Raw genomic sequence first — 10,888 nt, forward strand, 5'->3', positions numbered from 1 at the left:
GTTTCGCCTTGCTTTCATATTCCTGTTGTCGCCATGAAGACATTTCGTTAAAGTCTCGCCCCTTCTCACTGGCATGGGGATTCATCGTGTTTATTGGATTCGACTACGGTACGGCAAACTGCTCGGTTGCGATTATACAAAACGGACAACCGCAGCTCCTGAAAATGGAGAAAGAGAGTACGCTGCTGCCGTCAATGCTCTGCGCGCCGTCGCGCGAAGCGGTCAGCGAATGGCTGTTCCGCCATCACCAGGTTCCTGCCAACGCAGCGGAAACCCAGGCGCTGCTGCGCCGTGCGGTCAGTTTTAACCGTGAAGAAGACATCGACGTTACGCCGTCCAGCGTGCAGTTCGGCCTCTCCTCGCTCGGTCACTATATTGAAGATCCGGAAGAGGTGTACTTCGTCAAATCACCGAAATCCTTCCTCGGCGCCAGCGGCCTGAAGCCGCAGCAGGTGGCGATGTTTGAAGACCTGGTGTGCGCCATGATGCTGCACATCCGTCATCAGGCGCAGTCCCAGGTACCGGACGCCATCACCCAGGCGGTGATTGGTCGCCCGATCAACTTCCAGGGGCTGGGTAGCGACGAAGCCAACCAACAGGCGCAGGGGATCCTTGAGCGTGCGGCGCACCGCGCGGGCTTCCGCGACGTGGTGTTCCAGTATGAGCCCGTTGCCGCGGGGCTGGATTTTGAAGCCACGCTGACGGAAGAAAAACGCGTATTAGTCGTGGATATCGGCGGGGGCACAACGGACTGCTCGCTGCTGCTGATGGGGCCACAGTGGCATAACCGTCGTGACCGTGAAAATAGCCTGCTGGGGCACAGCGGGTGCCGCGTAGGCGGTAACGATCTCGATATCGCGCTGGCATTCAAGAGCCTGATGCCGCTGCTCGGCATGGGCGGACAAACGGAAAAAGGCATCGCCCTGCCGATCCTGCCGTGGTGGAACGCGATCGCCATCAACGACGTTCCCGCACAGAGTGATTTTTACAGCACCGCGAACGGCCGCTTGCTCAACGATCTGGTGCGCGACGCGCAGGACGGCGAAAAGGTCGCGCTGCTGTATAAAGTGTGGCGTCAGCGCCTGAGCTACCGCGTGGTACGTACTGCGGAAGAGAGTAAAATTGCGCTTTCCGACCGCGCAGAACACGCGGTCTCACTTCCGTTTATCAGCGACGATTTGGCTACGGCGATTTCGCAGGACGGGCTGGAAGCGGCGCTTACTCAGCCGCTGCAGCGCATTCTGGAACAGGTGCAATTGGCGCTGGAAAACGGCAAAGAGAAGCCGGACGTTATCTATCTGACCGGGGGGAGCGCCCGTTCACCGCTGATCAAGAAAGCGCTGGCGGAACAGCTGCCGGGCATTCCGATTGCCGGTGGGGATGACTTTGGCTCCGTTACCGCAGGGCTGGCGCGCTGGGCGCAGGTGATGTTTAGCTAAACACAAAAACTGAAGCCCCTCAGTCACCTTGTGGGGCATCAGTATCTACATTGCGCTGATGTGCTCTTCTTCGCTTCTTTCTAATTTTACCCTCTTCCGCCCCCAGGACGGCCCTTTTGCAGCGGGTTCATGCTGCTGTAGGTAACTGCGAAAATCAGCCAATGATACAGGCGGCATGAAATAGTATCCCTGCAGGAAGTCGACCTGGTTGGTGATAAGCCATTCGCGTTGACAATCATACTCCACGCCCTCTGCGACAGTACGCAGCCCCAGAATGGCAGCCAGATTAATAATCGACTCCAGCATAGGCAGCGACTGGTCTTTTGCATGGATACCGCTGATAAAGGTCTTATCGATTTTAATGACATCCAGATCCAACTCATTCAGATAGCATAAATTGGCATAGCCCGTACCAAAATCATCCAGTGCAAAGAGCACACCGCGATTACGTAATGAACGAATCAGCTCCTTTATTGCCGGGGTGACCACCAGCGTCTGATTTTCGGTTATCTCAATCATCAGCCTTATCGGCAGTGATTCCGTTAGCTCTATAAAGTTAAGGCACTCCCAGTAGAAAACGGGATTACTTAAGCTAGAGGGGCTAACATTGAACGCGACAAAAATATCATCGCCCTGCCAGTCAATATCGTGACTTAAATCACTGGCAACCTTATTCATTAAATAACTTGTTAGCTCATTAATTTGACCACTACTTTCCGCCAGGGGAATAAATTCTCGTTGAGAAATGGCATAATTGTGACCCAACGGCCAGCGTGCCAGCACTTCAACGCCACATAGTTCCCCTTCATTTCCAATGATAGGCTGATAGTAAGGGATAATTTCATCATTCTTCATCGCCAGATTTAACCGGCCAGCATCGTTGCTATCGTAGAAACGCTCTTTCGATGCTTGTCTTGTCGTATTTTCGTGCCCAACCATTCTTTCTGCTAAAAAGCCATTTCTGGTCAGAAAGATGATCGCTTCGTTGAAATTATCAAACCCTAATCGATGGGTTATTTTATCCCGATAGCGATAAAGTGATTTAGAGGCTAACGAGTTAGCCTTACAAAATTCGTCCAATCCTTCCCTGGTAAAAGCAGCATTAAGCATCTCTTCTTCAAAATCGCTCAAACGGAATGTATCAATACTTCCCTCTTTATATTTTTCTTCCATCACAAGGTCAGACATCAATATGTCCTTAAGAGTATTAACAACCGAGTTAAAATGTATTTTTGCGTTGACAAACTCATATTTTTCATACCCTCGATTAATACATTTATTTTCACTCAACCTCAGAACAACACTGTTCATATTGATAAACTGACTGCTGTTCCTTTGCATCCATTTTCTTACTAAAAAAAATGGCATTCTGCTGTCAATTATTAACAGACAGGTATTATATTGTGGAATATAGACATCTGAGTCAGAGACAAACGCTCCAGCATCCACCAATACAAGATTAGGTAAAAAAGACCTAATTCCTGAGAAAAGATAAATGTCATAACTGAGAAGGAAGACCTTTTTTGTGTTCATAATAATCACCATAAAAGTTTAATTGCAAAGCACTCTCCCCTCTCTTAAAGAAAGAATATTCGCAATCGTATCGATTTTCATCAAACATCCAATGCCAGATAGACAACATTTATTCTATGTTCTAATAAAATAAAATTCTAAAAGTTAAAGTGAGCGTTTTCCCCTTCAGAAAAAATTCGTATTGCGGATACAATGATAAAAGTCTTCATGATGTTTATACAGGGAATTTTCTTAATCTGAATCAGTACAAATTAATGCACTTACATTCAGCTCGCAGCAAAACAAAACACCAGAAACGACATACAAACAACAAAACACCAGAACAAGCGACCACAAAAACAACTCACCCCAGCCAATCATTTCAATAAAAAGAGTCAAAGTGGCCAGCATTCACTTCGCCCGGCACACCATCAGCGTGCGCCGAAGATCCCTAACCCCATAAACATTATCGGATATATGCATAATCTTGTAGTAAAAGGCCTTCTGTTTTGACATGAGTAAGTCTGTTATTGCGTCAGGTAAGTCATCATTGTCATTCTTTACCACAGAAACGCGTTGAGTACGCAAGTAGCCATCGCTGTCCTGCCCGGTAAATTTCAGTGTTGTTGAGCGATTTACCGAATAGTTCTGCCCATTAACGTCCAGCACTCCCACTTGTGAGAACACCCCTTCCCTGGCAGAAGAAATTCTGAATACTAATAAGACTTCGCCTTCAATTTTCACTCCATCTTTTTGCGTATTGAGGAAGAGGTGGGTTTTAGCAGTACAGACTAAAGCTGATGGGACCTTAGTGCGATTCAGCATAAAGAAAAAAATCACCACCAATGCTGTAATCAAGCTAATAAATATAATTCTCGCACTCACTCGCTATCCCCTTCCGATCCATTTTACATACACTGAAGAAATACTCTTTCAGTTTATTACCTTCTGATAAACTGTTGTCATCATAAAATACGATAACTTTGTTTCTTCGTTTACAAATGGAATTGTAATTTTGCCACTTTGGCGAATTCATAAACTGGGATAACTGTTCTGTTGAATTATCATCTGTCGTATAGATATCACACGAACCAGATTTTATAACATGCACAATATTGTCGTGATCTCTTAACATTGCGACGAGTATAACGCCTACGGAAACAAAAATAATGAAACCAAATAAAAACAATAATACTGACTTACGATAACGCGCGAATTTAATCGTTTTGTTAACCGTATATAATGTAGCCATACTACAGTTTAAGACTTCATCACTAACATTTTTGATCTGCGCCTGGAATAGAAACCCTTCCCGCGGAATAGTGACAATCAGATCGTCCATACCTAAAGCTGAAAACGCTTTGCGCAACATGCTTACACTTTTATTAAGGCTATGCCCGGACGGGATCATGCCATGCCGACCCCACACCTCTTCAATGATCAGTTCCCTGTTTAATTGCTTATAATTATTTGCGATAAAGAGTTCAAGTAACCTTGCGGTTGGCGCTGACAGGACAGTTCTTTCGCCTTGCGCACTCAACACTCGCGTCTCTGAATCGTATAAAACCTGATCATTAATGATTTTTTTCATCCAAGTAAACTCTTATATTTTTAACTTTGACGTTAGCAAAAAACCCCGTACAGAATATATTCACTATATAACGTTATCAATATAAGAAATTTTTATTTTATGAGCTATGTTTGAAACACCCATTACCAATTGGGAGGTATTTCTGTAAAGCAACAATAAACTTTTTATTTTGACTTTTCAGACCTGGACTATTGTACGTCTCCCTTGGCAGAACATAACGAATAGTTGCTTCATCATCTGTTGAATTGCATCCTTTCTGAACGATGATTTTAAAAAAAGTATTCCCGGTGTTTTTGAGAATACCGGCCTGCTCATCCAGCTTATAACGCAGATCCACTTTTCTGGGGCGAACCACCAGAATCGTGTCCAGGGCGATAGCCGGTATCGCTTCACTCTTTTTACCCGTGTTGTGCTCCGGGAACAGCGTCACAGGCATTTCGGTGAACTGCACCCGGTAATAGCGCTCTTTGTCGTCCTGCGGCCCACGATAAAAAATTTTGAAATACTCCCCGGCATCCGGTGCCAGGGAGAAATTAAGCGGGGCAAAAAGCAGCTCCCCTTCCTCTATTGACTCGCGCCGTTCCCCGCCAGGACCAGGTTTATCAATTTTCACCGCAGAAATGCTGTACACATTCTGTTTCTTACTGTCATTGAAAATACGCTTGCTAATAAAGGCCTTATCTGCAGCCATGTCGTAAATCGTTGAATCGAGATACAGGGCGTGGGCAGAGAGACTAAACAGCGCCACGTATGTTAAACCCACACAGGTCATTGCCGCACGCCATGCCATTATTTTGTGACTCCCACCCAGTTAGCCGTGACCTGGATTTCTCCGCTGGCGCTGACCACGCCTTCCCAGTCAGAGCCTGACACCGTCAGAGCTGAGCGAGAATCATCCATCGGGAACAGCAGCGATAAATTGGTGCTGAAGTAGCTTCCATCGTCAGTATTGTTTGCATCCCACGGCGTTTGCTGCCACAGCGCATCGTTCAGGCTAATCGGGTTTTCGTTACAGCTATTCCTCATCTGAGTCAGGCTACCAGACTGGTTGTTATATTGAAGATAAGCCGGAATCGGTACGCTTATCCCCCCCTGCGCAGACGTAAACAGGCAATACGGCGTATCGTTAATCGTCGTGCTATCCCCAACAACCTTAGCGGTAATACTGTCTGCCTGACGCGGGCCAGAGACGGTGACGACATAATTCATTTCAATGGGTGTTTCATCGCCAATAGCGCCACTCCCGCTTGCCGATGTCGTATTATTTGATGAAACAATACTTATCCCGTACTCCTTAGGGACAATATTAAGCTGTAAAGAAGGCGTAAATTGGTAATAACCTGACTCAGGGGTCAACGCATTACTAAACGCAAAGGTAAAGGGCTGACTGTTTGTAATACTGTTGCCAGAGTCGACAAGGTTTTTAAGGAATGTCTGCGACAAAAAGAGGTAAACATACTGGCCGCCTGTTGAGAAGACATTGTAATACGCCGTAGAGGTACTGAAGTTATACCAGGTAGAGCCATTTCCAGAATAACGCACCGTTGCTGCCGCGGGGGTAAAGCCAAGAGCCGCCGAATCGACATACGCCCTGAAGGTCAGCGATGCGGTCAGGTTGGCCGTCTGCTGAAGGTTATAACTGACCATTTTGCAGATAACGCCACTCACGTTACTCACCACACCCAGCTCACAGGCACCGGAGTCATTAGTGATGCTCGGCGTACCGTCGCTGGCAATCCACAGTTCCTGAAATGCACTGGTCGATTCAAGCGCCAGGTGGCCGCGCTTGGTTAACGTATAGTTCACGTAATTCCACAATCCGGTGGTTTGATCCTTACAGCGCTGTCCTGAAGCGTAATCATAGTTAACCGAGGTATAGCAGCGGTTGAATACATACGTTTCGCTGCTCCCGGTGGGCATGTTACGGAAATATTCGTAGGAAGAATCACTCAGCGAGGCAAAGCCGTAAGCCCCACCGATAACACCCGCAACCGATCCCACCTGGGCATGGTAGAAGCCGTTACTGTCGGTTCCTTGCCCTGAAATGTAACCTGACGTTGGGCATTGCGTGCCGGTATAACAGCGAGTCCCGCGAAACGGCCCATCAATAGGTGAATTATCAATCCACATATCCTGATAGTAGTTGGCAGGCGCGGTCCAGGCGACAAACCCCATATAGCCAAGACTCACCTGCGAAGTACCGTATTTCACCCAGGTGTTTGATCCACTAAAGCGAGGGTCGAGGGCTGATGGTGTAATGAAGTATTCACTGTCTACGGCGTTCTCGATGAACAGAAAATTATTACTGGCCGAACCCGATGATGTCGCATTCAGCGCTTTAGCCGCAAACGGCGTCATCGCACCAACAAGCAGTAACGGAAGAATGATGTTGGAATTTTTCATAGCATTATCTCTGCGCCATTGTCGATTGCAGTGCACATTTCACATCCCCGACCCACGCGGCGCCCCGGGCTTTATCCAGATCCAAATCGGCTTCGCAGATATTGCCATTGGCCGAAACAAGGGTAATGACGGGAAACTTCTTATCGATATCGATCGCGAACTCACCTTTCGCGTCGGTACGTGTTTTACCGATGTGGTTATGAATATCGGTATTCGTGGCCAGTTCACCATCCGGATAACGGACGCGACCAAACACGGTCACCATGCTTTTCACCTCTGGCTTAACCACTCCCACGTTGCCGGGATACAGATTCAGCAATTGCTTACGCCCGGAGACAATATCGAAGCTGTCTTCTGAGTTGCGGTCGTTCATGATTTCCAGCTTGTATTGCGCATACGGTGGCAGCGCAATAAAGTTAGATTTCCCGCTCAATACGTAATTACGGTTGTTTACTTTTGCCGCCAGCTTGCCATCGCCAGCCATACCGGTTTTAACAATGATCCCGGAGCGCTGACGCTCTTTGCTCAGGCCGAAATCTCCGCCCGCCCAGGCAACAGACCCCTGTGAAGAGAAATTCATATTGGTTGAGTTATCCCCTGAACGGGTAACCGAGACGGTCCCGGCGTTATATTTGGTGTCGTAGCTCATGTTGCCGTTAACGGAGTAATTGTTTCCGTAATTCTGTTCGCCGCTCAGGCGCGTGGATGCCGAGATCCCAGCCGAGGTAATCGGTCCATCTTCAAACTGTTTGCGGGCACTGATATTGCCTTGCGTTGCGCCGTAACGATCGCGCGATGCCCCAAAACTCAGCCAGGATGCCAGTGGCAATGAGAGGTCGAGGCTGACATAACGTTCCTGGCGACCGTCATCGTTGGTGTTGTTGTAGTAATAACGCTGTACCCCGGCGCGCAGACCAACGGTGGCATAACGTCCGGCGTACAGTGTGGTGCTGTAATCCAGGTTGCGGTATTTGTTGCCCGAGTAGCGGTTTTCCGTCTGGCTCACCGTCAGTGAGCCCCCGTGCGGAATAAAGCTACCGAGGTTAATCGTGCCGCCAATCGAGTAGTTGTCACGCTCCTGAACGGGCAAACGGTCGCCGATTTTACTGTCTTCACGTGACGCCCACATCGAACCAAACCCGCCTGGCGCATTCAGGTTCACGTTACTGACGTTACGCCAGCTACCGTCGTTCGCCATCAGCGTTTGCGTCGCCACGCTCACGTACTCATTCACGTTTAAAGTCAGATCGGTTTCGTTTACCGCGTTGGAGTCAAAGCCGTAAACCGTGGATTTGATGCTCAGACCCGAGAGGATAGCCAGGGTCAGAGAGCCCGCACCACCGGCAATCCAGGTCTGTTCACTGCCTAAATCGCGGTAGTGATTACGCTTGTAGCTCACGCGATCGTAATCAAGCGAACCGCCAAAGACCTGCCATGAGATCTCATCCAGCCCGGCCGCCTGCTGGCGCGCAAAGATTTTGTTCACGCGGCTGACGCGCGTATTCACAGTACGGCCATTAACGACAATATCCACCGTGACGTCATAAACCCCGTAAGGGAAACGGCTGGTGTCAATTTCGTAGCTACCCATGTTGAAGTTCTGAACGCTCAATAAGCGTCCGTCACGAAAAACGTGTACCTCACCCGCTGCTGGCAGGAAAACGGTAATCGGGGTCAGTGACAGGGAGGTATTTTCAACCACGGTACTGCCTTTGTTGCCATAGCTGGCACCGTAGATTTTTCCGCCATTCAAGGCATTAAGGCTGGCAATAGATTGCACGTTCCATGTATCAAGCATCCCCATTGCCAGGCGATAGCCTTCATAGTCTCGCTCGTACATCGCGCGATAGACCTTGCTGGAGCCATTGCTCTCGCCAATACCGTATACCGAACCGTTAATGTTGAAGTGGTGCTCACGCAGAGATGTCGTGTTATCCAGTGTTAAGTAGCTGCGCGAACTGCTGCCATTCTGATAGTCGTTGTAGTAGGTGCCAAAATTGTAATTCAGCACGTTAGACAGCCGATCGACGCTGGACGGGCCTAACAACGTGCTGCGCGCCACAACCGCCTCGGTCAGTGCGTCCCTGCTGACAATCATCTCCAGGTGAAATGATGACACGTTCAGCTGTAAGCGGGCTTCAGGTGTCAGTGCAATCGATGTGTTGTCGACAAATTTAACATCACCTATTTTTTCTACCATCGCGCGCGTTTTATCCGACAGCACGGCATTATTGGGCAGATCGGAAACCATAATCGACTTCACGGCAATATTACCGTCGACCAGGGAGATCACCGCATCAGCTATCTTTTGCTGGCTTTTTTCATCCGTTTCTTGATATCGAATAAACACCGGAACCGTCATTCCCTGCTCAAGCGAACGAGCAAAAGCACCGGGAATAACGTAATTACCGATCTTAACGGGCGCTGAATGAGCAAACCCTGGTGTTAACGCTAAAGAGAGAAATACACTCCCCTCAACAAGATATTTAAATGACATACGCATCCTTACACTTCGGCATTTATTATGGGTACCGATAATGGCGTTGTTCATTACTTCACTGTAATAAATTGCTTGCCATGCCAAATACCAATACGGGTACGGCTGTTAGATACATCACTTTTCTGAAGTCTTATTTTTGTCCCTGGCATGACGTAGTAACGTTCGCGGCAACCTTTACCCTGATCCAGAGCGGGATCTTTGCACACGCCGTAGGCAATAACGCGGAAAGAGACATTGCCGGTGTTGGTGATAAGATCGCCCTGTCGGCTGTAATCAAAACGCTCCTTACGTGGAGCGACCACAAGGATAGTCCCAATTTCCGCCGAAGCCGTTGCGGTGGCGGCTTTACCGGCTTTGGTCGCAACGCTTTCACTTACCGGTTCATCAATCCATTGCAGGCGATAATAGCGCTCCTTATCGTCCTCTGGCCCTTTATAGAAAAAGCGAAAAACATCTTTCGCATCGCCAGGAAGAATCAGGTTTGCGGGTGTCGATAATAATTCACCTGGATTTGCCAAATTCATTTCCACACCACCCGGTAGCGGCGATGAAAGTTGTTTTACCGTCACGCTGACATAGCGTGCTGAATCAGTTGTGTTAATAATTTCTTTCGATAATGAACTCTCGTCAGAAGTCATTATCGACGTGATATCACCCACATTAATTGCCCAGCTGGAAAAAGATGTAGCGATCCCCACCAATATGGCAATTGGTAAATATTTATTCATCTGTCAATTCCTGATAAATTCGGGAGAATAAATCTCCCGAATTTTTATTCATTACGCTGGGGTAGTCCAGGTCGCGTTGAACTGAACTTTAACATCGCCAGTCCAGTAGCCATCAGGCAGCGTTGAATAGTCAGTTACAGCCGTAGAACCATCAGACGTTGCAGATGCAATAGAGAACTTGAAGCTAGACTGATCGCTCACACGGTCTGCGCCGTTATAGGCGCCATCAGCCATCAGGCTTTCCAGACCAGAGGTTGAAGAGGAGTTCACCAGTACAGTCTCAGCAGAGCTGGAAAGTGCAGCACCATTCCATGCAACACCGACATCCAGCGTAGATGCATCGCCGCTTGCATTGGTCAGAGTATTGCTGATGACCTGTGCAGTCAGCTCAAAGTCTGTTGCACTTTCCTGTCCCTGAATCGTAATGTCAAAAGCACCGTCCTGAGTATTAAACCCGTTCAGGCCTTCCGCATACTGGAAAGTCAGAGAGTTCAGTGGAGTAACAACCAACATGCTGGTTGTATCTTTTGTTGCAGTTGCATCCCAAGATGCCGTTGCAGATGCAGTTACATCAGCCATCGCATTTGCTGCTGCGAATACAGAAGCCAGAGAGGCCACCAGTAATAACTTTTTCATTTTCTTCTCCTAAGAAAGACGCGCAACCAGGTACTGTTCATATAAGAAACCAGGGTGCTCCATTTAATTGCGAGCGAGA

General features: G+C 48.1%; 9 protein-coding genes. 1 reads left to right on the forward strand and 8 read right to left on the reverse strand.

Features of this window, described 5'->3' with window-relative positions; all coding sequences use genetic code 11:
• Positions 1-86: 86 nt before the first annotated feature.
• Entirely contained in the window at positions 87-1,439 is a 1,353-nt protein-coding gene (gene yegD, locus N2K86_RS14395) for a molecular chaperone (protein WP_260659044.1), read from the forward strand.
• 45 nt (positions 1,440-1,484) lie between these two features.
• Here yegD and N2K86_RS14400 read toward each other — a convergent pair whose 3' ends face one another.
• From N2K86_RS14400 to ecpA, 8 genes are all read right to left on the reverse strand, one after another.
• On the reverse strand, positions 1,485-2,972 hold the full coding sequence (locus N2K86_RS14400) for an EAL domain-containing protein (RefSeq protein WP_260659045.1): 1,488 nt from the start codon (positions 2,970-2,972) through the stop codon (positions 1,485-1,487).
• A 390-nt stretch (positions 2,973-3,362) separates the two neighbouring features.
• Positions 3,363-3,836, reverse strand: coding sequence for a hypothetical protein (locus tag N2K86_RS14405; protein ID WP_260659046.1), 474 nt, complete (start codon positions 3,834-3,836; stop codon positions 3,363-3,365).
• On the reverse strand, positions 3,811-4,542 hold the full coding sequence (locus N2K86_RS14410; RefSeq protein WP_260659047.1) for a winged helix-turn-helix domain-containing protein: 732 nt from the start codon (positions 4,540-4,542) through the stop codon (positions 3,811-3,813). Before N2K86_RS14410 ends, N2K86_RS14405 begins: the two co-directional genes overlap by 26 nt.
• 97 nt (positions 4,543-4,639) lie before the next feature.
• Positions 4,640-5,314, reverse strand: a complete 675-nt coding sequence (locus N2K86_RS14415; RefSeq protein ID WP_260661697.1) for a molecular chaperone — start codon at positions 5,312-5,314, stop codon at positions 4,640-4,642.
• Positions 5,315-5,331: 17 nt separating this feature from the next.
• Positions 5,332-6,945, reverse strand: coding sequence for a fimbrial protein (locus N2K86_RS14420; protein ID WP_260659048.1), 1,614 nt, complete (start codon positions 6,943-6,945; stop codon positions 5,332-5,334).
• Positions 6,946-6,949: 4 nt separating this feature from the next.
• The gene (locus N2K86_RS14425; RefSeq protein ID WP_260659049.1) at positions 6,950-9,442 is read right to left on the reverse strand and encodes a TcfC E-set like domain-containing protein; all 2,493 of its coding nucleotides are present in this window, start codon (positions 9,440-9,442) and stop codon (positions 6,950-6,952) included.
• Positions 9,443-9,495: 53 nt separating this feature from the next.
• Entirely contained in the window at positions 9,496-10,173 is a 678-nt protein-coding gene (locus N2K86_RS14430; RefSeq protein WP_260659050.1) for a hypothetical protein, read from the reverse strand.
• A gap of 51 nt (positions 10,174-10,224) precedes the next feature.
• The gene (gene ecpA / locus N2K86_RS14435) at positions 10,225-10,809 is read right to left on the reverse strand and encodes a common pilus major fimbrillin subunit EcpA (protein WP_260659051.1); all 585 of its coding nucleotides are present in this window, start codon (positions 10,807-10,809) and stop codon (positions 10,225-10,227) included.
• Positions 10,810-10,888 lie beyond the last annotated feature (79 nt).

Source organism: Enterobacter mori (assembly GCF_025244905.1).
Classification (GTDB): domain Bacteria; phylum Pseudomonadota; class Gammaproteobacteria; order Enterobacterales; family Enterobacteriaceae; genus Enterobacter; species Enterobacter mori_A.